This is a genomic window from Fictibacillus nanhaiensis (assembly GCF_036213205.1).
Classification (GTDB): Bacteria; Bacillota; Bacilli; order Bacillales; family Fictibacillaceae; genus Fictibacillus; species Fictibacillus nanhaiensis_E.
Map to the genome: position 1 here is coordinate 16,591 of NZ_JARMFC010000016.1, position 25,299 is coordinate 41,889.

A 25,299-nucleotide genomic window follows, 5' to 3' on the forward strand; every position below is an offset into this window, starting at 1 on the left:
ATTATGTTTGCTGAAAAAAGAAGATATGACGAATCCAGAAAAAGTACCAGCGTGGGTAATCGAGGAATATAAAACTTTTCATGAAACAGTTACAAACAAAACCTTTCCTTGTTATTTTGGAATGGCCGCTGAGAATAAGGGAGAGCTACGTTATGCCTATGTGACGCATGATGATTGGTCGAACCTGCCTGAGGCAATTCGAGAATTTAACAAACTTTTTGACGCACCTAAATTGATTCGTCACGGATTATTTGTATTTGTCGAGCCGGAGAAAGAGGAAAAAGACATTCCGTATTACCGCGATTATTTTTGGAAAATGCTTCAGTCACTGCACGAAACAGACAATCAGCCATGGCCAGAGCATATTCCGAAAGATCCGGACCATCACTTATTCGCTTTTTCATTTGATAATGAGCCTTATTTCGTATTCGGAAATGCCCCCGCATACAAACAAAGAAAAACAAGAGATCTTGGGAATAGCTTAGTTCTCGGTTTTCAGCCTCGTCGAATTTTTGAAGGCTTAGAGGGTACATCACCAGGTGGAGCGATGTCTCGAGAAAAAGTTCGAGAGCGGGTAGAGAAGTGGGATAACCTTCCGAAGCACCCAAACATCAGTCATTACGGGGATCCAGAACACCGTGAATGGAAACAATACTTTATTGGAGATGACGTTGAACCGATAACAGGAAAATGTCCGTTTCACCATAAATAAAACGTAAAAAAGGACTCTTTGAGTTCTTTTTTCTATTTCCATTCGTGCTCTAGCATACTGAATAGGAGTGAATCACGCCATCCGTCTTTGAGCAGGATGTTCTCACGCATTTTGCCCTCTAACTTCATGTCTAGTTTCATCAACACCTTTTCTGAAGCTTTATTTCTAGGATCACATGTGGCAAAAATGCGATGAAGCTGCACATCTTCAAAACCAAACTTAAGCAATAGTTGCCCCGTTTCAGTGGCAAAGCCTTTTCCCCAATAATCTGGATGAATCACATAACCAATCTCTCCAACACGATTTGTCAAAGAGGTAATCTGTAATTCTCCGGCTCCGATTAACTTCTTTGAATGATTTTCAACGATTGCAAAGGCATATCGGATACGAGGATTTTTCTTTGCATCGTTCATCACTTCATTCACATACGCAATAGAATCATTTTCAAGATTGGGCCCCCAAGGCTGGTACTGAGATACAATCTCTTGTGAGGCATATTGGTGAATCGATCTCCAATCTTCAGCAACTATCTCTCGAAAAAGAATTCTACTTGTTTTTAACATCTCATCACACCATTCTGCAGTAGGCTTTTCTATAAAACTTTACCGGCAAGAACGCCAAAGCTATTTTAATAATCATGCTAAGAAAATCTCCTAATTAAGCTGAAAATTCCGCTCCATTTTTCCAAAATTTGAGGAGGGATAGCATATTTCTTTATACTTTCATAGCTACTCGTAATAGGCGATAATTATTTAATTTATGATAATCTTATATTATCAATAATTTACATATGTTAGTAGACTTTAAAGATTAAGTTCCGTTAGAAGAAAGTGGGAGATTTAATAGTGATATTAAAAGAGATAGCTAATAAAATGGCGGCTATTTATCAACAGAACACAAAAGTACAGGCAGTATTATTGGCGGGCTCTGTTTCAAGAGGCTGGGAAGACAAGCACTCGGATATCGAACTGAATATTTTCTGGTCTGAGCCTCCGACAGATGAAGACAGGATGATTCCAATCCATGCGGTAAGTGGATCAGTCATTGAATTTCATCCGCATGAAGAGGAAGAATGGGCAGAGAGTTATTTAACACCTCAGAATGTAAAGCTTGAGATCAGCAGTTTTTTAACATCCACAGCAAAAAAGTGGATAAAAGAAGTAGTGGAAGAATATGAAGTGGACTACGGCAAACAGTGTATGGCTTCATCTGTGTTTTATGGAGTGTGTTTGTACGGAGATCAACTGATTAATGAGCTAAAAAAGAAAGTTAAAGTTTATCCAGATCAATTAGCACAAAACATGATTGAAGAAAATCTAGCTTTATGGAGTAGGTGGAATAATCGTTATGCTCTGTTGGATAGGAACGAGTGGATCATGTTGTATGATCTGATGGTGGGTGTTCAAAAAAAACTGCTCGGAACACTATTTGGTTTGAATAAATTGTACATCCATCATCCGTCATTTAAGTGGATGCACAAATACAGCGAGCTTTTCACATTAAAACCCGATTCTTTAGATGAAAGACTATCCCGTATTCTCATACAAGATGTTCATGAAAGTATAAAAGAGTTAGAGCTGTTGATTCAAGAGGTTTTTAATCTTGTTGAGAAACATTACCCTGACCTTCCATTTTTAACAGTATACAAAGGAAAGATGAGCTTTGTTCGTCCGGAAAATAAAGGCTGATTATTAGTATAAAAAATCTGTTTTGCATACACAATAGAAATAGCCATCCGGGTGGATTCGTCTTCTCGGGTGGTTTTTATTTTTTAAAAAGCTGGGGTTATCTTGAACGTGTTAATTTCCCTTTCAGACTGCTCGCTTTCCGCGGAACAAGCATTTGCCTCTCAACTAGTAGTAGTCTGCAACTTTTACGCTACAATAACTGCAAATCGCGATAAGTATAAACCCAAAGCAACACAATTGAAATAAAATGATAAAAATATTGTTTAACCGTTGACAAAATGAGGTAAATAGAATATAAATAAATTAACAATAAACAATTTGTTAATTGAAAGGGAGGGGCACAATTGTCCAACGAGCAAGCTTTGAAACAATACGACATTAATAAATATCGTACACCGGATGGTTATACTTCCGATATTTGCGTTTTTACAATACTTTCAGAAAAAAATGAGGCGTATAAACCTCCCACGATGGATCTTAAAATCATGCTAATAAAAAGAGCAGGATTTGATTCTGAAGGAAATACAAATATTGAGGCAAACAAGTGGGCAATTCCTGGAGGTTTTGTGCAAGACGATGAAACTGGCTTTCAAGCAGCTAAACGAGAACTAGAAGAGGAGACGAATATCTCTGGAATTCATATTAAACAATTTGGTGTTTACGACAAACCAGGCCGAGATCCTAGAGGATGGATCATCTCAAACGCACATTATGCAATTGTTCCAGATACGTATTTATCGCTAAGAAAAGCGCAAGATGATGCAGCTGATGTTGAATTATTCTCCATTAAAGATGTATTGAATCTGGATCTAGCTTTTGATCATAAACAAATCATAGAAGATGCAATCCAAGTAATCACAAATGATCTGTTGCAAACGACGGTAGCTAGAAACTTTCTGCCAGAAAACTTTACTTATTCTGAACTTCAAGCGGTTTTAAAGACAGTAACAGATGATCCTGCAATTTTAAGTGATCAGTCATTTTCAAGAAAGATAAAATCTCTTCCTTTTATTCAAGAAGTTCAAGGAAAAACAACAACAAGAACATCAAAGAGAGCAACAAAACTTTATACATTCATTGAGATGGATGTTATAAAGCCCATCTATACAGCACGATACTAACCAATTTTTTTTACCAACAATAATTAACGAATTGTTAATAGTTATTTTGAAATTATATTAGGAGGTATTTAATATGAAAAAAGCGTTAATCAACATCGACTACACATTTGATTTTGTTGCAGATGAAGGTGCTCTAACTTGTGGGAAACCTGGTCAGGATATTGAGCGTGAGATCACCTCTATCACGGAAGAATTTATAAAGAATGGTGATTTTGTTGTTTTTGCCATTGATCAGCATTATAACGATGATAAATTTCATCCGGAGAACGAGCTTTTTCCTCCACACAACATTGAAGGTACACCGGGTCGTGAGCTATATGGAAATCTTCAAAAAGTCTATGAAACACATAAAACAAATTCAAATGTTTATTGGATGGATAAGACCCGATACAGTGCCTTTGCAGGAACAGATTTATTAATGAAGCTTCGCGAACGTGGTATTACAGAGGTTCACATCGTAGGAGTGTGCACAGACATCTGCTGTCTTCATACAGCTATTGATGCTTACAATGCTGGACTTAAGATTGTGGTTCATGAAAATGGGGTAGCGAGCTTTAACCAAGCAGGACATGAGTGGGCATTAGGACATTTTAAGAGTTGTTTAAACGCAAAAGTTATCTAAACTATTCTCCTGGAGGTAATGAAAATGAACAATAAATATGCTGATGATAGTTTAACGCTGCACACAGATCTTTACCAGATTAATATGGCGGAAACATATTGGGAAGACAATATTCATAATAAAAAGGCCGTGTTTGAAGTCTTCTTTCGCAAACTTCCTTTCGGGAACGGATATGCGGTATTTGCAGGGTTAGAAAGAATAATAGATTATTTGAAGAATTTCAAGTTTACAATGAGCGATATTGATTACCTCCGTGAAGAACTAGGGTACGGAGAAGATTATTTGGAGTATCTGCAGCAAGTAAAATTTACGGGAACTGTTCGTTCAATGGTTGAGGGAGAATTGGTCTTTGCAAACGAACCTATCATACGGATCGAAGCACCATTAGCAGAGGCTCAGCTCGTTGAAACAGCTATATTAAATATTGTAAACTACCAGACACTCATTGCTACAAAAGCATCTCGTATAAAACACGTAGTTGGAGAAGAACGAGTGATGGAGTTTGGAACGCGCAGAGCTCAAGAGATGGATGCAGCGATTTGGGGAACAAGAGCCGCGTTTATCGGTGGTTTTGAAGCTACGTCTAATGTTAGAGCAGGTAAACGATTCGGCATACCTGTTGCAGGTACTCATGCTCATGCTCTCGTCCAAACGTACCGTGATGAGTATACGGCATTTCATAAATATGCCAAACGTCATCAAGACTGTGTGTTCTTAGTCGATACGTATGATACTTTGCGATCTGGTGTTCCAACAGCGATTAAGGTTGCTAAAGAATTAGGAAACAAGATCAACTTTAAAGGGATTCGTTTAGATAGTGGAGATCTCGCTTACCTTTCAAAAGCGGCCAGAAAGATGCTCGACGAGGCAGGATTTACAGATACTAAGATTATTGCTTCAAATGATCTAGATGAGAATACAATCATCAATCTAAAAGCGCAAGGTGCGAAGATTGATTCTTGGGGTATCGGTACAAAACTGATTACCGCTTATGATCAGCCTGCTTTAGGAGCGGTCTACAAACTTGTCTCTATTGAAGACGATCAAGGAAATATGGTAGACACGATTAAAATAAGTGGTAATCCTGAAAAGGTAACAACTCCTGGTTTGAAAAAAGTTTATCGAATCATCAATACACTAAATAATAAATCCGAGGGCGACTATATTGCACTGGACAATGAAACGCCTCAAGAAGAGGCTAGACTTAAAATGTTTCACCCCGTTCATACGTTTATCAGTAAATTTGTAACAAACTTTAAAGCGAAAGAGCTTCACCAAGACATTTTTGTAGAAGGTAACTTAGTCTATGAAGCTCCCACTCTTAAAGAGATACAGCTCTTTGCAAAAGAGAATCTAGAAGTATTATGGGACGAATACAAACGGACGATGCATCCCGAAGAATATCCAGTTGATCTTAGTCAAGCGTGTTGGGATAACAAGATGAAGAACATTCAGGAAGTACAAACAAAAGTAATGTTATTCATTGGGGAAGGAGAATCACACAATGGGTAAGGTTGGAATCTATGGATCATCTTTTGACCCGATAACGAATGTACATCTCTGGACAGCAAGTACCGTTCTGCATCGCTGTAAACTAGATAAAGTGGTTTTTCTGCCGTGCTCAAGTAAAAGAAAAGATAAAACGATGAAAACCTCAGATACTCATCGCTGGGAGATGCTTCAACTCGCAATCTCAAATAATAATAAATTTATAGCAGATGATCATGAAATGCTACAAGAAGCTTGGGAAGTGTATACGTATTACACAATGGAACATTTTAAAGAAAAATATCCTGATGATGAGGTGTACTTCATTATGGGAGCAGATCTGTTGGTTGATATTGCTGACGGTAAGTGGAAGTATGACGAAGAGTTAATCTCAAGCAATAAATTTATTGTGATGGCAAGAGACGAAATCAATATGGTAAAAACAATCTCTCGCTCTCCAATCCTAAGGAATCATGATGATGGTACAAAATTTCATCTGATCGATAAAGGACTGTCTATGGAAATCAGCAGCACGTATATCCGTGATGAGTTTTCTAAAGGTGGCGAGCCAAGATACCTGTTACCTGAAACATGCTATGAATATATAAAAAAACATGATCTGTACAAATGATAGGAGGAATTATGGATGTCTTTACAACAAAGAATTATGAGTGATCTTAATACAAAATCAAATATAGATGCTTCGACTGAAATACAGAGCAGAATAAACTTCTTAAAAGATTACCTTATCAAATCAGGAGCAAAAGGATTCGTATTGGGTATAAGTGGTGGTCAAGATTCTACATTAGCTGGGCGGTTGGCGCAGATCGCAGTAGAAGAGCTGAGAGGATTAGGGCATATTGTAAAGTTTGTTGCAGTTCGCCTGCCATACGGAATACAAAGAGATGAAGAGGATGCTGAGCTCGCATTGTCTTTTATCAACCCCGACCAACGAATTTCTTTTGATGTTAAAGAAACAGTAGATGTCTTCGCAAAAAACTATAAAACGTATGCTTCACAACCGCTTACTGATTTTAATAAAGGTAATGTTAAAGCAAGAGTAAGGATGATCACACAGTATGCTGTAGCTGGTCAGACGAATTTATTAGTGATAGGAACTGACCACGCCGCTGAAGCGATAACAGGATTTTTTACGAAGTATGGTGATGGAGGAGCAGATATCCTTCCACTCGCAGGCTTAACCAAGCGTCAAGGTAAAATGTTGTTAAAAGAATTAGGAGCACCAGAAAGACTGTATGTTAAACAACCAACGGCTGACCTACTAGATGAAAAACCTCAGCAAGCTGATGAAACGGAATTAGGTATAACGTATGATGATCTAGACGATTATCTAGAAGGAAAAGTTGTTTCTGATCAAACAGCAAAAAAAATTGAAGAACGATATCTTAAAACTGAACATAAAAGACAGCTTCCCGCATCTCCTCACGATGAGTGGTGGCAATAATAACAACAGCTGATTCAAAAAGGTACTTACGAGGTAACCTTTGAGTCAGCTGTTTTTTGTATTTTCCAAAATATTTTAAAAAGAAGTTAACTTTCGGCTATTTTTGGAAAAAATAGAAATAAACTAGAGAAAGTGCAAAAAACGTTTACGGGACTATGGATTTAGGGAAGAGCCTTATAAATACCTTAAGAGCGTATGGAGGATTATAGATGGCTACCGTAATTAAAGGAGAATACAAACACGTGAACTGTGATAGTGAATACGGCACATTGAAAAAAGTAATTGTGTGTGAACCGAGATATATGAAGATCGATGAGATTATTAATGAAACACAGCGCCATTTTGCGAAAGATAATATTAACATGAAACGAGCGATGAAACAGCATCAGCACTTTGTAGACACGATGAAAGCAAATGGTATAGACGTTTATAAACTGCCTGCGATGGAGAAGTTCCCAGAACAAGTTTTCACTCGCGATATAGGATTTACAATCGGTGAAACAGTATTCGTGTCGCGTATGGGTAGCAACATTAGAGATGGTGAAGAGAAAATCTTGCGAAACTGGTTGTTAGAACACCAGATCAACCTTTCTTTAATTGAAGGTGATCGAATTGAAGGTGGAGACGTAATCGTCCATGGTGATACCGTTTATATCGGGGTGAGCGGCAGAACATCTGAGGAAACCATTCGAGAACTTCAATCACAGGTGCCCCATATGAATGTCGTGCCAGTACCATTTGATCCCATTTATCTGCATCTAGATTGTGTGTTTAACATTTTGTCTGAAGAAGATGCTCTGATCTATAAACCTGCTTTTGAGGAAAAAGACTATCAGATGCTTGCTTCAACGTTTAATGTGATTGAAGTAGAGAAAGAAGAACAATTTACGTTGGGTACAAACGTGTTATCCATCGGAAACAAAAAGGTTTTGAGTCTACCTATTAATAGAAACGTAAATGCGGCACTTCGCGAAAGAGGTTATGAAGCACTCGAAGTGGACATTTCTGAAATCATAAAATCTGGTGGCTCTTTCCGCTGCTGTTCGATGCCATTATATCGGGAAGAGATGCATTAAAGCTTTATGCGGTAGTATCTGCAAGGGGAAGAGTTTTTTTTCTGAATTAAAAGGAGCTTGGACATCTTCCAAGTTCCTTTTTTACATTTCTATTTTAAAAATCTCTTCTTCCTGGGAAGTACCTTGAAGGGGAAGTACGATAGTGAAGGTCGTTATGTTGTCATCTGAAGAACAACTGATGGAACCGTTATGTTTTTCAATAATTTTTTTACACACAAATAGTCCTATCCCTGTACCTAATTCTTTTGTTGTAAAAAAGGGCTCGAAGATCGTACTGATTGTTTCAGGTGGAATAGCTGGTCCATTATTAGAAATGGTGATATGTACGTTATCGTTATTTTCGATCTTGCTAAAAATCATGATTCGGCGATTCTGTTTCATCTGGCGCAACGCATCGATCGAGTTCATGATGAGATTAAGCAGAACTTGTTTCAACTCGTCCTTGTGTGCCCGCAAAGTAATCGTAGGATCAACACGCGGAATAACCGTTACATCTGCATCGACTAAACTTGGATACATAAAATCTAAGATATCCGTGAATAAGTCTTCTAAAGCAAAATCCTCCGCTTCACGTTCTTGTACCCCTTTTCTAGAGGCATGAAGAAATTGAGAGATTCGGAAGTTTAATTGAGTTAATTCATGACTGATGATGTCAATGTATTTCATGTTTGGATTTTCTTGCTGCATGAGTTTTACAAATCCCATAACAGCTGTTAACGGATTTCTGAATTCATGCACAAAGCTAGATGACATCTGCCCTAAAATGGTTAAACGTTCTTTGTGACTTTGATCGATGAATTCTGTTTTTTCCTCAATCTCAATATCCTTCAACTGTGTATACTTCTTAACTGCGTGATATAAAAACTCATCAAAAAGTGAATTGATCGTTTCGATTACAGGCTGAAGCTGTTCAATAGAAATGCCGGAGCCCGTCACGAAACGGACGATTTCACTTCGTCCAAGGTTCACATTATAAACAAATTCACCTATATTAATCTTGGCTTCTAACCGCTGAAGCGCTACTTCATGTGCGAGGTGCATAATTTTTTCAGGAGATAGCTCACCTCGTAAGGATTGTTTAACAAGCCCAACCATATGTAAGGCATTTTCTCTCACTTTTTCTTTATGTACATCATGATTCGATATTACGATTCTTTGGTGCCAATCATGTAAGTAAGTAGTCAAGTTATCATCCATGTATGTAATTAGACTTTCTGTTATGTCCACCGCTCGCACCTCTTTCAACATTAAAATCATGGAAAGAATATTATATGATTCAGCCAACGTTTGATATATAAAAGTATTTATACTACATATAGTAATGGAAATATAGACGAAATGCTACATGCAGTTTACAAATTTTTCATTAAATTTTGAAAATAGGTAGGTAAATCGACTCGAGACCACGAAAACTATCATAAACCTTCAGCCTATACTTCTTCTTTATACATGAATACTATCCTTTATTATTTTCCGACTATTCTAAAAATTTTTATGTAATTTCATATTGTGAAATTTCTATATTGCACAAGTCCGTCCTTTTCAATACGATGAACCCATATTGAAAGGGGTGGTTGCTAAGCTGACTTCAACTAAATCGTTTCCGTTTGAGGGGGAGAATTGGTGATCTCATCTGTTCAAAAAATTTCAAGGATATTAAATTGCTTCACCAAAGATGAACCAGCACTAGGAAATTTGCAGATTGCAGAAAAATTAAACATGAATGCGAGCACTGTTCATCACTTAGTTCGTACACTCTGCTCAGAAGGCATATTGATTCAAGACGGTCAAAAAAAATATAGATTAGGATGGAAATTGCTAGAATGGAGCAATCACGTCATGTATCAGCAAGACATCAATACGGAAGCACTGCCATTGTGCGAAGGTCTTGTCAGAAGGTTTAACACAACCGTACATATAGGAATGCTCGATCGTGGTGAAGTGCGTTTCGTTCTAAGAGTTGCTTCTTCAAATTCAGTAGCTGTCCCCACTTTTATTGGCGATACAAAACCTGCATATTGTACAAGCACAGGAAAAGTATTGCTAGCTTTTAACCCCTCCATGATTAAGCCGACCATATCAAGGGGATTGCTTCGCCGCGCTCCTAATACCATTACATGTGTTGAAAAATTAAAAAATGAGCTTGATGTTATAAGAACAAATGGTTATGCCATCAGCAACAACGAAAACGAGATGGGGTTGTATGGGATCGCTGCGCCTATCAAGTCTTATACAGGACAAATCATCGCTGCCCTAAATATGGTAGGACCCGTATCTTATATGCTGGGCCAAGATACCCCTTCAATGGTTCATCATGTCGTTAAAACAGCAGAGTCAATTTCAAAGGAACTGGGTTATATTAGCGTTTTATGATAGCGCTTACATGAAAATAGGAGTTGATAGGGATGAAGAAATTAAAGATGGTAATGACTGTATTGTTGGCATTGATCCTTTTAACATCCTGCAGCAGCGGGGGGAAAGATTCCGCAAGTTCAGGGGATGCATCTTCTGATGGAAAGACATACAAGTTCAAATTAGCGCATATCACACCGCCTTCACACATGTGGCATAAAGCTGCAGAGAAATTTAAAGAAGAGCTATCTAAACGATCAGATGGAAGGATTGAGCTTGAAATCTATCCATCCTCCCAGCTTGGAAGTGAAGCGGACATGATGCAGCAAATCGAATCAGGTTCTGTTGATTTTGGTTTTATAACAGCTGCATATACAAGCTCCCGTTCACCTGCATTTGCAGCATGGTTTGCTCCATATGCTTTTGAGGACCTGGAAGCAGCGCATAAGGCGAGACAATCTGACCCAGCGAAAAAGATCTTAGCAACACTGGATGAGCAAGGAATTACAGGATTGGATTATCTTTTTGCGGGTCAGCGCGTCATGTTGTTTAAAGACAAGGATGTTCAAAAACCTGAAGATATGAAAGGGTTAAAACTTCGTGTAACACCAAGTCCGCCAATGCAGGACTTTTATAAATCTACGGGTGCATCAACAGAAGGGTTGCCTCTTCCGGAGGTTTACTCAGCTGTACAGACAGGGGTTATCGACGGAATGGACATGGACTTGGATGCAGCGATTACAAACAAGTATTATGAAGTTGCGAAATACGGAGCTGTTACAAATCACATGGTATGGCCGGCAGTTGCCATGGTTAACAAAAAAACGTTTGAAGGCATATCTGAAGAAGATCAGAAGATTGTGCGTGAATCTTTAGCAGCTGCAGCAGATTATGCGGTTGAAACCCGTTCAGGGCAAGAAGAAGAGTTTAGAAGAGAACTAGCTGACAACGGAATGAAAATCTATGATATTGACCCAGAACTATTCAAGCCATATATAGAAAAATTTGAAAAAAAATACGGACCGACTGACCCTCTTATTCAAGAATTTTTAGATTCGGTAAGAAAGTAGATTGAGAGATTGGTGTGGTTTAAATGAAAATTAATTACGATAGGGATATCAATCAAAGTGTAAAGCCTTCTATTAATGGGGGAAGTGGAGTAATCCAGAGTTTTAGTAATGGAATTTGTCAGGTGGAAAAATTCTTAGCTGTGATTCTCATGTTTGCATTAGCAGTGATCGTAGCCGTCTCAGTGGCATTTCGCTACTTCTTGAACGCACCATTATCCTGGTCAGGTGAAGTTGCTGTATTTCTATTAATTTGGATCAGTTTTATCGGAGGTAGTCTGGGGCTTAAGTACAGGTCTCAGGCTGCTGTTACACTATTACTTGATTATTGCCCGCAACGAGTAAAAATGTGGGTAGCGGTGTTCAGTCAAGTGTTCATTATAATCTTTTTAGTTTTGATTCTATCGTATACGTACACGTGGATCTTGTCAGACGGAGTAGCTTTTCAAAAATCAACAGCTATTTTGCTCCCGATGTGGATTCCTTATAGTGCTGTTCCAATCGGCTTAACGTTTGCATGTGTTCATGTACTGGCTCAATTGGTTCACGTTATAAAAACAAAGGGGGCAGAGCTATGACAACTGCTCTTATTATCGGAATTTTTATTCTGTTTTTATTGATGGGAATTCCAATTTCACTTGTTTTAGGAATGATTACAGTCGTTTATTTTTTCCTGAATGGGAACACCGCTTTGTTAGATTCAACTCCAATGAGACTGTATTCGGGTCTTGATAATTTTGGTTTGCTTGCCATTCCGTTGTTTATGCTTGCCGGAGAACTGATGAACGGAGGAGGAATCACGACTCGTCTTGTGAAATTTACAAAAGTCTTTGTTGGTCATGTACGTGGCGGGCTAGCATATGTAACAGTCGTTGCCAACATGTTTTTAGCCTCAATCTTAGGATCAGCAAACGCACAAGCTGCCATGATGAGTAAAATCATGGTTCCAGAGATGGAGAAGGAAGGATACTCAAGGGAATTTTCATCTTCCTTAACACTTGCTTCCTCTATTATTGCACCCATTATCCCGCCAAGTATGATCTTTATTATCTATGGTACGCTTTCGGGAACATCCATCGGTGGACTTTTTATGGCTGGGATTGTTCCAGGGATAATCTACGGAGCAGGATTTATTAGTGTTATCGCATACATGGGGTATAAATATAAATTTCCTAAAAGTAAGAGAGCAACAGGAAAAGAAATGTTGGAAAGCACAGTTAAGGTTCTACCAGCGCTTTTAGTACCGTTCGTTATTATTTTTGGTATCTTATCTGGTGCATTTACAGCCACTGAATCTGCAGCGGTAGCTTGTGTAATTGCCTTCTTAGTAGGAGTTTTCTTTTATCGAGAATTAAGATGGACGTCGATTCCTCAAATTTTGATTAATACGGTAGTCAGCACAGCGACGGTTACGTTCTTAATCGCGATGGCTAATATTTTTGGATGGCTGATTGCCTTTGAACAGCTTCCACAAGTTTTTGCAGACAGCATGTTATCCATTTCTGAGAATCCGTTTGTTTTCCTTCTCTTAGTTAACGTCATGCTTTTGTTTGTTGGGATGCTGCTCGACGGTATTGCAGCTTTAATCATCTTAGTTCCGGTTTTTATGCCGCTCGTGACCTCGTTTGAGATCGATCCAATACACTTTGGTGTAATCATTTGCATCAACTTAACGATTGGATTATTAACACCGCCTGTTGGAACAGGGCTGTTTATCGTTTCATCCATTGCTGAGGTGCGTTTCGAAAAGCTAGTGAGAGCATCAGGACCGTTCTTGGCAATTGCAATCGCCATCTTGTTCTTAATCACATACTTAGAAGATGCGGTTCTCTGGATTCCTAGAATGATCGGTCTTTAATAGAAATAGAGCCTTATATGAGGGCTCTATTTCTAATGCCAAAGTTATGAATCCACGAGAATTGAGGATGAATCCACGAGTTTTTCCACTCAATCCAGAAATTTCACTCCTCAATCCACGAATTTTGATGGTTTATCCGCGAGTCTACATATCCGGACAAAATACGACAAGGCTAGCACAGCAATTTGTTCTTTCATTTCATCAACTCTATTCCAGCCCTTATAAAATTTTCTGGTAATTTCATAATGTGAAATTACAGCATTGAGACTTGTAAGCGCTTTCTAATATAGTTGAAACAAATATAAACATCTATTCATAGAGGAGGCATATGGTATGGGGATTAGAACTGGTGCTCAGTATTTACAAGCCTTAAAATCTCGTTCTCCAGAAATTTGGTTAGAGGGCAGGAGAGTAACGGATGTTGTAAACGAACCTGTTTTTAACCAGCCAATCCAAGAGATCGCTAAACTGTACGACATGCAGCACGATCCACAATATCAAGATTCCATTACACATATTTGCAAAGAGACGGGTGAAAGGGTCAATAACGCGTTTTTGCACCCGACAAGCTATGAAGAAATGATGGCGCGCAGCCAGCTGTTTGAGATCTACGCAAAATCTACTTTTGGACTGATGGGCCGTACTCCTGATTTTCTTAACGTTGTTGTAACTGGCATGGCGCACAATGGCTGGTTCCTTGATCAATACAATCCCGATTGGTCTGTAAATATTAGAAATTACTACAACTTTATAAGAGACAATGATCTGTTCTTAACACACGCCATCATCAATCCTCAAAATGACCGAAGCAAAAACTCACATGGCCAAAAAGATATGTTTACTCATCTTGGGGCTGTTGAGGAGACACCAGAAGGTTTGATCGTTCGTGGAGCAAAAATGTTGGCAACTCTCGCACCAATTACAGATGAGGTTATTATCTATTCATTCCCAGGGTTCGCTCCTGGTGATGAGCGTTATGCGCTTGCGTTTGCGGTGCCAGTAGACACACCTGGACTTAAGCTTATATGCCGCGAACCGATGCAGGACGGCAAGCGTTCACAGTTTGATCATCCACTTGCTTCAAGATTTGAAGAGATGGATGCATTACTCGTTTTCAACGATGTACTTGTACCATGGGACCGCGTGTTTCTTTACAACAATGTTGAAGCAGCTAACCTTTTATATCCTAAAACAGGAATTGCTCAGCAACCAGCCCATCAGTCAGGTGTAAGAGGGTATGTGAAACTGGCATTTGCAACAGAGGTTGCTTGTAAACTAGCAGACTCAATTGGAGTAGATGGGTACCTGAACGTGCAGAACGATCTCGGTGAACTTGTTCAAAATGTAGAAGTAATCCGCTCATTATTGCGAGTAGCAGAATATGAGTATGAAACAACAGCGTCTGGTGAAGTGATGCCGAACGCGGCAGCACTTGAGACGATTAGAGGAATGCTTCCAAAAATGTATCCTAGAGCGATTGAGGTCATCCAAATTATCGGTGCTGGCGGGTTGCTCATGTCACCGACCGGAAATGACTTTAACGCTCCAGAAATCAGAAGTGAAATTGATAAGTACTATTTAGGCCGTGACGGAGTTGACTCACTTGAACGCGTGAAGTTGTTCAAGCTTGCGTGGGATCTTTGCGGTGAAGCTTTTGGACAGCGTCTTGTACAATATGAGCGCTATTATACGGGAGATCCGATCCGAAAGAGAGCCATCTTCTATAACGGTTATAAAAGAAAAGCAAAGTTCCCGATGGTTGATGAAGCACTTTCAGTTACAAATGAATTCGTGAAGGCCCAGCCTAAGCTGGCTAAATAAAGGGAGGTAATTGAAATGAGTACAACGACTTTGAAATCTTTTAACCTTTTAAAATGGATCGATGAGAACAAAGACTTGCTCAAGCCCCCAGTCAACAACAAAGTAATCTGGCAAGATTCCGAATTTATCGCCATGATCTTAGGCGGTCCGAACAAAAGACGTGATTTTCATGTAGATCCTTCAGATGAGTTCTTTTATCAGATCAAAGGCAGCTGCTATGTAGAAATCATCAATAAACACGGCAAGCGTGAAGTGGTTGAAGTAAAAGAAGGAGACGTGTTCATGCTCCCGGCAATGGTTCCGCACTCGCCTCATCGTGTGGCGAATTCGTATGGCCTCGTGATCGAGCGTAAACGCGCACAAGGTGAACTTGAAGACTTCGTTTGGTTCTGTGACCGCTGTGATTCTGAGATGCATCGCGTAACCGTCCAATTAAGTGATATTGAAAAGCAAGTAAAAGAAGCCATCCACAGTTTTAATTCCAATGAACGTGTCCGCTTGTGTAAGGACTGCGGTTATCAGATGCCTGAAAACGTGGAGGAATGGAAGTGCTAAGAATCGACTTTCACACACATATCATTCCAGAGTCGTTTCCTGACTTTGCCGAAAAATATGGTGGAGAAAGGTGGCCGGTGTTAAACCGGACTTGTGCTTGTGGCGCATCCATAATGGTAGGCGGAAAAAACTTTAGAGATGTTACTGACCAAGTATGGGATCCTAAAAAACGAATACAGGACATGGACCGTGAAGGGGTAGACATTCAAGTGCTATCCCCGATCCCTGTTACATTCTCGTACTGGGCGCCGCCAGAACAAGCGGAAATGATGGCAAGAATTCAGAACGACTTTATTGCCGAAACCGTAAATGAATATCCTGATCGCTTTGCTGGTCTAGGAACGGTTCCCATGCAAAATTCAGAAACGGCAATCCGTGAGATGGACCGCTGTATGAACGAGCTTGGACTTCATGGGATTGAAATTGGAACAAATATAAATGGACAGAATCTCGATCATCCTGACTTTATTCCGTTTTTTGAGATGGCAGAAAAGTGGGAAGTGCCGCTTTTTATTCATCCGTGGGAAACGCTTGGAAAAGAGCGTATGCCAAACCATAACTTTATGTACACGATCGGGATGCCGAGTGAAACGGCATTAGCTGCAGCTTCACTTATTTGGAGCGGTATGATGGAGAAATTTCCTAATCTCAAGATCTGTTTTGCTCATGGCGGTGGTTCGTTTCCTTACTTAATTCCACGCCTTGATCAAGGATGGCAAGTGTGGCCGCATCTTCGCCTGACAACACACCCGCCAAGTTATTATGCAAAACAGTTTTATTTTGATTCATTAAATTACGATCCGATGAACATCAGCTATATGATAGAGCGATTCGGTTCAGATAAGATCTTTATGGGTTCAGATTATCCGTTTTTACTGCGTGAAGTGAATCCGGGAAAAGTACTAGATGAAACGCTTGAGCTGACCGATGAACAGCGTAAAGCGATGTTTGGCGGAAACGCTGCTGAATTTTTAAGTCTTGGTAAAAGAAAGCGAGGTGCAGCCGTTGCAAGTCATTCAAACACCGGAGGATAAACTTGAAGCGCTAGGAATCGTATTGCCAGAAGTGCGCAAAGCTGTAGGGAACTATGTTGGCTGTGTAAGAGTGGGTAATCTTCTTTTTACAGCCGGACAAGGTGTCGATCAATATCATGGAAAGCTAGGAAAAGACTTATCCGTAGAAGACGGGTATGCTGCTTCCCGTCAATCCATGTTGAATTTGCTGGCAGTCGTTCAGAACGAGCTTGGCAGTTTAAATAAAGTAAAACGCATTGTAAAACTTCTTGGATTCGTAAATTGCACGGAGGATTTTATCGATCAGCCAAAAGTGATCAACGGTGCGTCAGATCTTTTGGTTGATGTTTTTGGCGAGAAAGGAAAACATGCCAGATCTGCAGTTGGAATGGCCCAGCTGCCAGGCGGAACGGCGATCGAAATTGAAATGATTGTTGAAGTGGAAGAAGAGAAGGGGGACTAACACATGAAAGCAGAAACCCTCGCGCAACAAGTAAAAGTGAATAACGCAAAATTGTTCATTGACGGAGAATATGTCGATGCACTTTCGGGTGAAACCTTTGAATCCATCAATCCAGCAACAAACGAGAGGTTAGCGCTTGTTGCAAACGGCAGTGAACAAGATGCGAAACGAGCGATTCAATCAGCCAAAAATGCCTATGATAGCGGCGTCTGGAGCAAGATGCCTGTAGAAGAACGATCCGAGATTTTATGTAAAATGTCAGATCTTATTATGGAAAACGTGGATGAACTTGCGATGGTAGAGACACTCGACGTAGGAAAGCCGGTCAAAGAGAGCCGTGGGTTTGATATACCTCGAGCGGCCTCCAATTTTCGTTTTTTTGCTGAGATGTCCAAGTACATGGTAAGTGAGCATTATGACAAACACAACATCATGTCGTACGCCAAATACAGTCCAGCAGGAGTAACAAGTCTGATCATCCCTTGGAATCTACCGTTCATGCAGATGACATGGAAAGCTTCCGCAGCACTAGCGGCTGGAAACACGGTTGTCGTTAAGCCTGCATCTTACACACCGCTTTCTGCCGTCATGTTTGGTGATATCGCTAATAAAGCAGGATTGCCCCCAGGTGTCTTAAACATTATCACGGGACCGGGAAATACGATGGGTAGAGCGATGACGACAGATCCAAACGTCCGCCGCATCTCGTTTGTGGGTGAATCAAACACTGGAAAAACGATTATGAGAAACGCTGCTGAAAATTTGATTCCAGTTTCTCTGGAATTAGGAGGAAAGTCGGCAAACATCGTTTTTGAAGATGCAGATCTTGACGAAGCGGTAAAAGGATCTATTGATGCGATCTATCGAAATCAAGGAGAAATCTGTCTTGCAGGGTCACGCCTGCTTTTACAAGAAAGCATCTATGATCAGTTTATGGACAAGTTTGTGGATGCTGTAAAAAACATTAAAGTAGGCGACCCGACACAGGAAGATACGGACATGGGTGCACTCGTGTCGAAAGGTCATTTGGAGACCGTAGAAACGTATGTGGACATCGGGATTAAAGAAGGAGCCAAACTCGCATATGGGGGTAAACGGTTTGAGGGTCTTGGGAATGGAAATTTCTATGAACCTACTGTGTTATATGATGTAAACAACAAATGGCGTGTGGCACAAGAGGAGATTTTTGGACCTGTGCTTGTGGTCATTCCATTTAAAACAGAAGAAGACGCAATTCGTATCGCAAATGATTCACAATACGGTTTGGCAGGGGTTGTATGGACGAACGATATCCGTCGCGCTCAACGTGTTTCAGCTGCTGTAGATTCTGGACTGCTTTGGATCAACTGCTGGTACATAAGAGATCTGCGTACACCTTTTGGTGGTTCAAAAGCAAGTGGGATTGGACGTGAAGGTGGTAGGCACAGCTTTGAATTTTATTCAGAAGCGAAGACGATCACGATGAAACTATAAATTTTTTAGCAAAACGTGATTGGATGACAGTCACGTTTTGCTCTTTGATAAAAGAAGGGAGGAAGCATACATGCAACAGATCATTTCAAAACTAACAACAGAACTGTTAGAAGCAGAAGAAAAATTAACACCCGTTGAACCTTTATCTTCACGTTTTCCAGAACTCTCGGTCAAAGACTCTTATCATATTCAGCTGCAATGGGTGGAAAGGAAACTAGAAGAAGGACGAGTAATCATTGGCAAAAAAGTAGGATTAACGAGTAAAGCGATGCAGAATATGCTTGGAGTTGATGAACCGGATTACGGTCATCTGCTCGATTATATGAAGGTTTCAACAGGTACCGTTCTTTCTAGAGGAGACTTTATAAAGCCAAAAGTTGAAGCAGAGGTTGGTTTTATCTTAAAAGAAGATTTGCAAGGTCCGAACGTTACCTATATAGATGTATTGATGGCTACTGAGGCTCTCGTGCCCACATTAGAGATTATAGATAGCAGAATAGAAGATTGGAAGATACAGCTGGTTGATACAGTTGCTGATAATGGTTCATCAGCAAGAGCAGTTGTTGGCAAACCTTTTTATGAAATCGATCAAATTGATCTTCGCATGCTAAGCATGACGCTGTTAAAGAATGGTGAGATCAGAGCAACAGGAGCAGGAGCAGCTGCCCTCGGTCATCCGGCACATGCTGTTGCTTGGCTTGCTAACAAACTAGCAGACTATGATATTTCATTAAAAGCAGGTGAGCTGATTCTGCCAGGAGCTCTGTCAGGTGCGATTGACATTGATTCAGGCGATGAAGTTACTGCTACTTTTGGAAAGCTTGGCTCTGTGAGTATATCGTTTCGTGAATAAAATCTATCATAGAAAGGATCAGTCACAGTGAAAAAAGTAAAAGCGGCGATTATTGGTTCTGGAAATATAGGTACGGACTTGATGTATAAACTGCAAAGAAGCGATTACCTTGAACTTACATCGATGTTTGGAATTGATATGAAGTCGGATGGGTTAAGGCGTGCGAACTCTGCAGGATACCGAGTGTTTACAGATGGTATTGATGATTTTGTAAAACGGCCGGAGTTAGCTGATATTGTTTTTGATGCAACTTCAGCTAAAGCTCATCTTCGTCATGCACAACTTTTAAAGGATATGGGAAAAACAGTGATTGACCTTACTCCCGCGGCGGTTGGTCCGTTTGTATGTCCTGCTGTTAATTTTAGTGAACATATGGAGTCACAGAACATCAATATGATCACGTGCGGCGGACAGGCAACTATTCCGATTATCCATGCGATTAATTCTGTTGCAGATGTTTCTTATGGAGAGGTCGTTGCAACGATCTCATCATCCAGTGCTGGACCAGGAACACGTGCGAATATAGATGAATTTACAATAACAACAAAACGCGGAATTGAGGAAGTCGGAGGAGCAGATGAAGGAAAAGCAATAATCATCTTAAATCCAGCAGATCCTCCTATATTGATGAGATCGACTATATATTGTGAAGTTAAAGAGATGAATGAAGCTAGAATACGTAAAGAAATCCGTGAAATGGAAAACAGCGTTAAGTGCTATGTACCTGGATACCGGTTGAAGAGTGATCTTTTTTTTGATGATAATCGTGTTACGGTTTTCGTTGAAGTTAAAGGAGCTGGTGATTATTTTCCTAGCTATGCAGGGAATTTAGACATCATGACTGCAGCAGCAAAACAAGCTGGCGAAATGGTTGCGAAGCGAAAGTTAGGCAAGATTGATAAGGCGGTGACAGCAAATGATGCGAAATAGTACGCTGCCACTAAAGTTTACTGAAGTCTGTCTGCGTGATGGCAGTCACGTCATGTCACATCAGTTCACTGAAAAACAAGTGTACCACGCTGTAAAAGCGCTAGATGACGCAGGGATGCATTACATCGAGGTCAGCCACGGTGATGGATTAGGCGGATCGACTCTACAGTATGGAAGATCTCTAACTAATGAGATGAAGTTAATTGAGACAGCGTCTGGAGTTTGTAAAAATGCAAAAGTGGCTGTTCTTTTGATTCCAGGAATTGGAACCGTGCATGAATTGAAAAAAGCACATGAATTGGGAGCTAGTCTTGTTCGTGTCGCAACTCATGTAACAGAAGCGGATGTATCAGCTCAACATATTCACATGGCTCGTGAGCTTGGAATGGAAGTGTTCGGGTTCTTAATGATGGCTCATTCAGCTCCAGTTGAAAAGCTTGTTGAACAAGCAAAGCTGATGGAGTCTTATGGGGCGCAAGGGGTTTATGTAACTGATTCTGCTGGATCGATGCTTCCTTTTGAAGTGAAGAATAGAATTTCGGCATTACGCGAATCTTTAAACATTGAGATCGGATTTCACGCACACAATAATCTATCAGTAGCTGTTGCAAACACTCTTGTTGCTATTGAAGAAGGCGCGACTAGAATCGATGGAAGCGTTCGCTGCTTGGGAGCAGGTGCGGGTAATACACAGACGGAGGTTCTAATCGCTGTTCTTGAGCGAATGGGAGTAGACACAGGTATAGATCTTTATAAAATGATGGACCTTGCAGAAGATGTGATCGGACCGATGCTGCCGAGTGCGCAGGAAATTCGAAAAGGAAGCTTAGCAATGGGTTATGCAGGGGTTTATTCTAGTTTTCTGTTGCATGCAGAACGTGCCGGTAAACGGTTTGGTGTTGATTCAAGAGATATTTTAATAGAACTTGGCAAACGAAAAGCGGTAGGTGGTCAAGAGGATCTTATTCTAGAAGTAGCAGCTGACTTAGCAAAATCCAAGCTGGAGGTGTAGAAGATGACGGTTACGAATCAGACAAATGTGGATTTGGTTGATTATCTGTTAAGAGCGGAAAGTGATGTGACGGAAGTGGTCAAGATTACAGACCAATATCCTGAACTGTCAATTGAAGAGGCATATGAGCTGCAAAAAAAACTGATTGAAAGACGCATGAAGAAAACAGAGACAAAGCGTCTTGGTATTAAGCTAGGGCTAACTAGTAAAGCGAAGCAAGAGATGATGGGCGTTCATGAAGCAATTTACGGTTATCTTATGAGTGATATGCTCGCACTCGAGTGGGAACCCCTACAGCAACACCGTCTCATACATCCAAAAGCTGAACCAGAGATCGCATTTATTATGGGTGAGGATTTAATGGGGAAAGATGTGACTGCATCAGATGTTATGAGAGCAGCAAAGTATGTGGTAGCTGCGATCGAAGTGATCGACAGCCGTTACAAGGATTTTCGTTTTACACTACCAGATGTTGTGGCAGACAACTGCTCATCCGCGAAATTAATCTTAGGCAGCAAAATGGTAAGACCAGATGAATTAGATCTGGCAAATATCGGTATGGTGATGAGTAAAAATGGAGAAATGATGACAACCGGGGCGGGCTCAGCAGTTCTTGGTCACCCTGCTGAAGCGGTAGCTTGGGCGGTTAGAAAGCTTGCCGATCGTGATGAAGGTTTATTAAAAGGAGATATCGTTTTGAGCGGGGCATTATCAGAAGCGATTGCTTTTGATATGGATGACACGATTGTCGCACAGTTTGATGGTCTAGGTTCTGTAACACTATCCTCGAGATATGTGAAATAGGTGGAGAGCGATGCCAATTATTCAAGTGCATGTGATAGAAGGACGGACAGATGAACAATTGAGCAACTTGATGGAAAGGTTAACGGTCGCAGCTGCTGAATCACTGAATGTGAAAAAAGAACAAGTCCGCGTGCTTATCCAAGAGGTTCCCAACAAGTATTGGGGAGTTGGCGGAAGGCCGAAGATTTAAGAGTAGAGATGAGACCCTTTGCTGAGCAAAGGGTTTTTCTTTTAGAATGAGAGAGGCTTGTGAGCGATTCTCGTAATTTTTTCTTTATCCATTAATTACTCTACTCAATACTCATAAAATAATCAGCATAGTACAATCTTGACATCACATACCCTTAAAACGACATGCAATCGTGAGGAGGGAGCTTTATGTTTAAACGCTATAACCGGCTGGCGATCGAATTGCCTACACCTACGAATCCTGACGCGAATGCGGCAGCTGCAGTTCAAGAATTGCTAGGCGGTCGTTTTGGTGAGATGTCGACTCTTAATAACTATATGTATCAATCTTTTAACTTTAGAAAAAGAGGGAAATTGAAACCGTTCTTTGACCTCGTCTCAAGTATTACAGCAGAAGAATTTGGCCATGTTGAGCTGGTTTCACATACGATCAATATGATGATCTATGGTACGACACATCCTGGAGATGTAAACGATGCACCGATGGCAGCTGCTACCGATAAGAGGAACACTCAACATTTTATAGCAACGGCACAAACATCCTTCCCTTTTGATTCAATGGGAAAAGCTTGGAACGGCGATTATGTGTTCAGCAGCGGAAACTTACTTCTTGATCTTCTGCACAACTTTTTCTTAGAGTGTGGAGCTAGAACGCATAAAATGAGAGTATATGAAATGACGAGTAACCCTGTTGCTCGTGAGATGATCGGCTATCTTCTTGTGCGTGGTGGTGTGCATGTTTTGGCTTATGCAAAAGCGATCGAGATGGTAACTGGCGTTGATATTAAGAAAATGCTGCCAGTTCCTGATTTAGAGAACTCGGCCTTTGAAACGACACGAAAGTTTGAAGCAGAAGGAGTACACCGTAAATTATATACGTTCAGTGATACTGATTATAGAGATATCGCATTGATATGGGCGGGCCAGCATCCGCTAGGCGGTCCACTTGAGACTGTAATCGGTGCTCCAGAAGGTGCCCCAATGCCTGAATTGCGCTCCATCTCTGAAGAGTTCGCGCCAGGTATCTCTCATGAGGATTTTATGCAGATCGCTGAAAGATTGAAAAAGAATGCAGGAATAAGTTGATTGACCGGCGTACAATACGCTGGTTTTTTTTATGGTATGATTTATTATGTTTATAGAATTTGTAAGAAATGAAGGGAAGTCTGGCAGATGACATACAGACAAATTAAATGGTTGATCTTGCTCATTCCAACGATTTCAGTTGGTTTATGGGAATACGTTAGACATACGGTTCTCTTGCCTTATATATCCATGAACACGGGAAACTGGCTCTCTGCCATAATCGTATTTCTTGTTACGCTCTACTTTTTGAATATCTTATTTGGAAGATTAGAGCGAATGCAGCAGGAGCTTCAGAGAGAACGGTCTGAGAAAGCGGTCTTAGAAGAACGGGAGAAAATTGCGAAAGAGCTGCATGATGGCATCGCACAGTCTTTATTTTTTCTCTCTGTTCAAGTGAATAAGCTAGGAAGTGAATTTAGTAAGGATGATAAATCGTATAATAAACTGAAAAAAACATTGCAACACATTCACGACGATACTCGGAGTGCCATTCAAAATTTACGTAGCGTTCCGGCAGAAGCTGATATTTCGTGGACACGATCATTAAATGCGTTCTTCAATGAAATGGAGAGTCAGCATGACTTAAAGATTCATCGCCAGTGGAGACTAGAAGACGATGATCTAACCTCAAAGGAAAAAATTGAACTGTTTGCTTGTGTACGAGAATCAATCATCAATGTAATCAAACACGCTGGCACGAACGAAGTATGGTTGAATACGACGACTACTCCAAAAGGATGGATCTGTAAGATAGTAGATGAAGGGTCAGGATTTAATTCTCAAGAGCCAACAGACGGTTTTGGTCTGAAAATTTTACAAGACAGAGCGTGTTCAATGGACTGGAAACTAAAGATCACCAGCACGGCAGGGAAAACCACGATCACGATTGAGAAGGAGGAAATTGCATGACACAGCCTATTCGATTATTGATTGTTGATGATCATCATCTAGCACGAGAAGGAGTAAAAGAGATTCTTGAGGGTGAGACCGAGTTTGAGATTGTGGGCGAAGCCTCTAATGGTTTACAAGCGATAGAGAAGACTAAAGCTCTTATGCCTGATCTCGTTCTCATGGATATCTCTATGCCTAAGATGAATGGTTTTGAGGCAACTAAAGAAATTAAGAAACAGTTTCCAAACGTAAAAGTAGTGATCATGACGGTTTCTTATGACATTACGGACTGGTTTGAAGCTTTAAAGCGTGGTGCACAAGGATACCTTCTCAAAAATTTGAACACTGAAGATATGCTGAACGGATTAAAAGCATATGCGATGGATGAAATACCGATGTCCAAAGAGATGGCTTTTCGTATATGGAAAGAATTCAAGAAGGATGGACAAGCTGAGCAAACTCTTTCTGTAAGAGAGCAGGAAGTGTTGCAGTTAGTAGCAAAAGGGCATTCGAACAAGGACATTTCGAAAGTACTTAGTATCTCTGAGAATACAGTCAAAACACATATGAAAAATATTCTTGGAAAACTGCACCTGGACAATCGTGTTCAATTAGCGAGTTATGCTTATGATAATGGAATCGTTTAACTTCCAATGTCATACAATTGACACATTTTTATTTCCGTAATCACCCTTTAGAGTGATTACCATTTTCAGCTTGTTTATTATACTTTTCCATATTGAGTACGAATAAGGAGAAT

Annotated in this window: 27 protein-coding genes; 25 read left to right on the forward strand and 2 right to left on the reverse strand. The window is 40.3% G+C overall.

All coding sequences use genetic code 11. The features are described from left to right. The first annotated feature begins 25 nt into the window (after window positions 1-25). A complete protein-coding gene (locus P4V41_RS15540) occupies window positions 26-712 on the forward strand; it encodes a YqcI/YcgG family protein (RefSeq protein WP_198770369.1) in 687 nt (228 codons plus the stop codon). A gap of 32 nt (window positions 713-744) precedes the next feature. Here P4V41_RS15540 and P4V41_RS15545 read toward each other — a convergent pair whose 3' ends face one another. Further along, on the reverse strand, window positions 745-1,275 hold the full coding sequence (locus P4V41_RS15545) for a GNAT family protein (protein ID WP_328086008.1): 531 nt from the start codon (window positions 1,273-1,275) through the stop codon (window positions 745-747). A 282-nt stretch (window positions 1,276-1,557) separates the two neighbouring features. Between P4V41_RS15545 and P4V41_RS15550 the strand changes: the two genes are divergently transcribed. The 7 genes from P4V41_RS15550 to P4V41_RS15580 all read left to right on the forward strand — a co-directional run bounded on the left by P4V41_RS15550 (window position 1,558) and on the right by P4V41_RS15580 (window position 8,172). After that, window positions 1,558-2,400, forward strand: a complete 843-nt coding sequence (locus P4V41_RS15550; protein WP_328086010.1) for a DUF4037 domain-containing protein — start codon at window positions 1,558-1,560, stop codon at window positions 2,398-2,400. A 344-nt stretch (window positions 2,401-2,744) separates the two neighbouring features. Beyond that, window positions 2,745-3,521, forward strand: a complete 777-nt coding sequence (locus P4V41_RS15555; protein ID WP_328086011.1) for an NUDIX hydrolase — start codon at window positions 2,745-2,747, stop codon at window positions 3,519-3,521. A 73-nt stretch (window positions 3,522-3,594) separates the two neighbouring features. Next, on the forward strand, window positions 3,595-4,143 hold the full coding sequence (locus P4V41_RS15560) for a cysteine hydrolase family protein (RefSeq protein WP_328086012.1): 549 nt from the start codon (window positions 3,595-3,597) through the stop codon (window positions 4,141-4,143). 24 nt (window positions 4,144-4,167) lie between these two features. Next, window positions 4,168-5,655 carry a nicotinate phosphoribosyltransferase gene (locus P4V41_RS15565; RefSeq protein WP_328086013.1) on the forward strand — a complete coding sequence of 496 codons (1,488 nt, stop codon included), beginning with the start codon at window positions 4,168-4,170 and terminating at the stop codon, window positions 5,653-5,655. Further along, window positions 5,648-6,262, forward strand: a complete 615-nt coding sequence (nadD, locus tag P4V41_RS15570) for a nicotinate (nicotinamide) nucleotide adenylyltransferase (protein WP_328086014.1) — start codon at window positions 5,648-5,650, stop codon at window positions 6,260-6,262. Before P4V41_RS15565 ends, nadD begins: the two co-directional genes overlap by 8 nt. Before the next feature lie 15 nt (window positions 6,263-6,277). Continuing rightward, window positions 6,278-7,096 (forward strand): ammonia-dependent NAD(+) synthetase, encoded by an 819-nt coding sequence (nadE, locus tag P4V41_RS15575; RefSeq protein ID WP_328086015.1) that lies wholly within the window; start codon window positions 6,278-6,280, stop codon window positions 7,094-7,096. Window positions 7,097-7,305: 209 nt separating this feature from the next. Next, window positions 7,306-8,172 (forward strand): dimethylarginine dimethylaminohydrolase family protein, encoded by an 867-nt coding sequence (locus tag P4V41_RS15580; protein WP_328086016.1) that lies wholly within the window; start codon window positions 7,306-7,308, stop codon window positions 8,170-8,172. 81 nt (window positions 8,173-8,253) lie between these two features. Here P4V41_RS15580 and P4V41_RS15585 read toward each other — a convergent pair whose 3' ends face one another. Then, complete coding sequence (locus P4V41_RS15585; RefSeq protein WP_328086017.1) at window positions 8,254-9,399, reverse strand: histidine kinase N-terminal domain-containing protein; 1,146 nt, start codon at window positions 9,397-9,399, stop codon at window positions 8,254-8,256. A gap of 396 nt (window positions 9,400-9,795) precedes the next feature. Here P4V41_RS15585 and P4V41_RS15590 point away from each other — a divergent pair, with 396 nt between their 5' ends. The 17 genes from P4V41_RS15590 to P4V41_RS15670 all read left to right on the forward strand — a co-directional run bounded on the left by P4V41_RS15590 (window position 9,796) and on the right by P4V41_RS15670 (window position 25,186). Continuing rightward, a complete protein-coding gene (locus P4V41_RS15590; RefSeq protein WP_328086018.1) occupies window positions 9,796-10,545 on the forward strand; it encodes an IclR family transcriptional regulator in 750 nt (249 codons plus the stop codon). Between the two features lie 32 nt (window positions 10,546-10,577). Then, complete coding sequence (locus tag P4V41_RS15595) at window positions 10,578-11,594, forward strand: TRAP transporter substrate-binding protein (protein WP_328086019.1); 1,017 nt, start codon at window positions 10,578-10,580, stop codon at window positions 11,592-11,594. Between the two features lie 23 nt (window positions 11,595-11,617). After that, a complete protein-coding gene (locus tag P4V41_RS15600; RefSeq protein ID WP_328086020.1) occupies window positions 11,618-12,169 on the forward strand; it encodes a TRAP transporter small permease in 552 nt (183 codons plus the stop codon). After that, window positions 12,166-13,449, forward strand: a complete 1,284-nt coding sequence (locus tag P4V41_RS15605; protein WP_328086021.1) for a TRAP transporter large permease — start codon at window positions 12,166-12,168, stop codon at window positions 13,447-13,449. The genes P4V41_RS15600 and P4V41_RS15605 overlap by 4 nt, the downstream gene beginning before the upstream one ends. A 333-nt stretch (window positions 13,450-13,782) precedes the next feature. Beyond that, window positions 13,783-15,270 carry a 4-hydroxyphenylacetate 3-hydroxylase family protein gene (locus tag P4V41_RS15610; RefSeq protein WP_328086022.1) on the forward strand — a complete coding sequence of 496 codons (1,488 nt, stop codon included), beginning with the start codon at window positions 13,783-13,785 and terminating at the stop codon, window positions 15,268-15,270. Between the two features lie 15 nt (window positions 15,271-15,285). Then, window positions 15,286-15,825, forward strand: a complete 540-nt coding sequence (gene nbaC, locus P4V41_RS15615; protein WP_191753060.1) for a 3-hydroxyanthranilate 3,4-dioxygenase — start codon at window positions 15,286-15,288, stop codon at window positions 15,823-15,825. Beyond that, window positions 15,813-16,859, forward strand: coding sequence for an amidohydrolase family protein (locus P4V41_RS15620; protein WP_328086023.1), 1,047 nt, complete (start codon window positions 15,813-15,815; stop codon window positions 16,857-16,859). The genes nbaC and P4V41_RS15620 overlap by 13 nt, the downstream gene beginning before the upstream one ends. Then, on the forward strand, window positions 16,831-17,301 hold the full coding sequence (locus tag P4V41_RS15625; protein ID WP_328086024.1) for a RidA family protein: 471 nt from the start codon (window positions 16,831-16,833) through the stop codon (window positions 17,299-17,301). The genes P4V41_RS15620 and P4V41_RS15625 overlap by 29 nt, the downstream gene beginning before the upstream one ends. Window positions 17,302-17,304: 3 nt before the next feature. Then, complete coding sequence (locus P4V41_RS15630; protein WP_328086025.1) at window positions 17,305-18,774, forward strand: aldehyde dehydrogenase; 1,470 nt, start codon at window positions 17,305-17,307, stop codon at window positions 18,772-18,774. Window positions 18,775-18,844: 70 nt separating this feature from the next. Further along, complete coding sequence (locus P4V41_RS15635; RefSeq protein WP_328086026.1) at window positions 18,845-19,627, forward strand: 2-keto-4-pentenoate hydratase; 783 nt, start codon at window positions 18,845-18,847, stop codon at window positions 19,625-19,627. Between the two features lie 27 nt (window positions 19,628-19,654). Continuing rightward, on the forward strand, window positions 19,655-20,557 hold the full coding sequence (locus P4V41_RS15640; RefSeq protein ID WP_328086028.1) for an acetaldehyde dehydrogenase (acetylating): 903 nt from the start codon (window positions 19,655-19,657) through the stop codon (window positions 20,555-20,557). After that, window positions 20,544-21,569 (forward strand): 4-hydroxy-2-oxovalerate aldolase, encoded by a 1,026-nt coding sequence (gene dmpG, locus P4V41_RS15645; RefSeq protein WP_328086029.1) that lies wholly within the window; start codon window positions 20,544-20,546, stop codon window positions 21,567-21,569. The genes P4V41_RS15640 and dmpG overlap by 14 nt, the downstream gene beginning before the upstream one ends. A gap of 3 nt (window positions 21,570-21,572) precedes the next feature. Further along, entirely contained in the window at window positions 21,573-22,373 is an 801-nt protein-coding gene (locus P4V41_RS15650; protein WP_328086030.1) for a 2-keto-4-pentenoate hydratase, read from the forward strand. Window positions 22,374-22,383: 10 nt separating this feature from the next. Further along, window positions 22,384-22,563: a 2-hydroxymuconate tautomerase family protein gene (locus P4V41_RS15655; RefSeq protein ID WP_328086031.1), complete on the forward strand. Its 180-nt coding sequence runs from the start codon at window positions 22,384-22,386 to the stop codon at window positions 22,561-22,563. 188 nt (window positions 22,564-22,751) lie between these two features. Next, window positions 22,752-23,648: a manganese catalase family protein gene (locus P4V41_RS15660; RefSeq protein ID WP_328086032.1), complete on the forward strand. Its 897-nt coding sequence runs from the start codon at window positions 22,752-22,754 to the stop codon at window positions 23,646-23,648. A gap of 87 nt (window positions 23,649-23,735) precedes the next feature. Further along, window positions 23,736-24,557: a sensor histidine kinase gene (locus tag P4V41_RS15665; protein ID WP_328086033.1), complete on the forward strand. Its 822-nt coding sequence runs from the start codon at window positions 23,736-23,738 to the stop codon at window positions 24,555-24,557. After that, a complete protein-coding gene (locus P4V41_RS15670) occupies window positions 24,554-25,186 on the forward strand; it encodes a response regulator transcription factor (RefSeq protein ID WP_328086034.1) in 633 nt (210 codons plus the stop codon). Before P4V41_RS15665 ends, P4V41_RS15670 begins: the two co-directional genes overlap by 4 nt. Window positions 25,187-25,299 lie beyond the last annotated feature (113 nt).

Coding starts and splice junctions, on each gene's coding strand:
- P4V41_RS15540 (WP_198770369.1), top strand. CDS start 26: ATGACGAATCCAGAAAAAGTACCAGCGTGGGTAATCGAGGAATATAAA.
- P4V41_RS15545 (WP_328086008.1), bottom strand. CDS start 1,275: ATGTTAAAAACAAGTAGAATTCTTTTTCGAGAGATAGTTGCTGAAGAT.
- P4V41_RS15560 (WP_328086012.1), top strand. CDS start 3,595: ATGAAAAAAGCGTTAATCAACATCGACTACACATTTGATTTTGTTGCA.
- P4V41_RS15565 (WP_328086013.1), top strand. CDS start 4,168: ATGAACAATAAATATGCTGATGATAGTTTAACGCTGCACACAGATCTT.
- nadD (WP_328086014.1), top strand. CDS start 5,648: ATGGGTAAGGTTGGAATCTATGGATCATCTTTTGACCCGATAACGAAT.
- nadE (WP_328086015.1), top strand. CDS start 6,278: ATGTCTTTACAACAAAGAATTATGAGTGATCTTAATACAAAATCAAAT.
- P4V41_RS15580 (WP_328086016.1), top strand. CDS start 7,306: ATGGCTACCGTAATTAAAGGAGAATACAAACACGTGAACTGTGATAGT.
- P4V41_RS15595 (WP_328086019.1), top strand. CDS start 10,578: ATGAAGAAATTAAAGATGGTAATGACTGTATTGTTGGCATTGATCCTT.
- P4V41_RS15600 (WP_328086020.1), top strand. CDS start 11,618: ATGAAAATTAATTACGATAGGGATATCAATCAAAGTGTAAAGCCTTCT.
- P4V41_RS15605 (WP_328086021.1), top strand. CDS start 12,166: ATGACAACTGCTCTTATTATCGGAATTTTTATTCTGTTTTTATTGATG.
- P4V41_RS15610 (WP_328086022.1), top strand. CDS start 13,783: ATGGGGATTAGAACTGGTGCTCAGTATTTACAAGCCTTAAAATCTCGT.
- nbaC (WP_191753060.1), top strand. CDS start 15,286: ATGAGTACAACGACTTTGAAATCTTTTAACCTTTTAAAATGGATCGAT.
- P4V41_RS15620 (WP_328086023.1), top strand. CDS start 15,813: ATGGAAGTGCTAAGAATCGACTTTCACACACATATCATTCCAGAGTCG.
- P4V41_RS15630 (WP_328086025.1), top strand. CDS start 17,305: ATGAAAGCAGAAACCCTCGCGCAACAAGTAAAAGTGAATAACGCAAAA.
- P4V41_RS15635 (WP_328086026.1), top strand. CDS start 18,845: ATGCAACAGATCATTTCAAAACTAACAACAGAACTGTTAGAAGCAGAA.
- dmpG (WP_328086029.1), top strand. CDS start 20,544: ATGATGCGAAATAGTACGCTGCCACTAAAGTTTACTGAAGTCTGTCTG.
- P4V41_RS15650 (WP_328086030.1), top strand. CDS start 21,573: ATGACGGTTACGAATCAGACAAATGTGGATTTGGTTGATTATCTGTTA.
- P4V41_RS15655 (WP_328086031.1), top strand. CDS start 22,384: ATGCCAATTATTCAAGTGCATGTGATAGAAGGACGGACAGATGAACAA.
- P4V41_RS15660 (WP_328086032.1), top strand. CDS start 22,752: ATGTTTAAACGCTATAACCGGCTGGCGATCGAATTGCCTACACCTACG.
- P4V41_RS15665 (WP_328086033.1), top strand. CDS start 23,736: ATGACATACAGACAAATTAAATGGTTGATCTTGCTCATTCCAACGATT.
- P4V41_RS15670 (WP_328086034.1), top strand. CDS start 24,554: ATGACACAGCCTATTCGATTATTGATTGTTGATGATCATCATCTAGCA.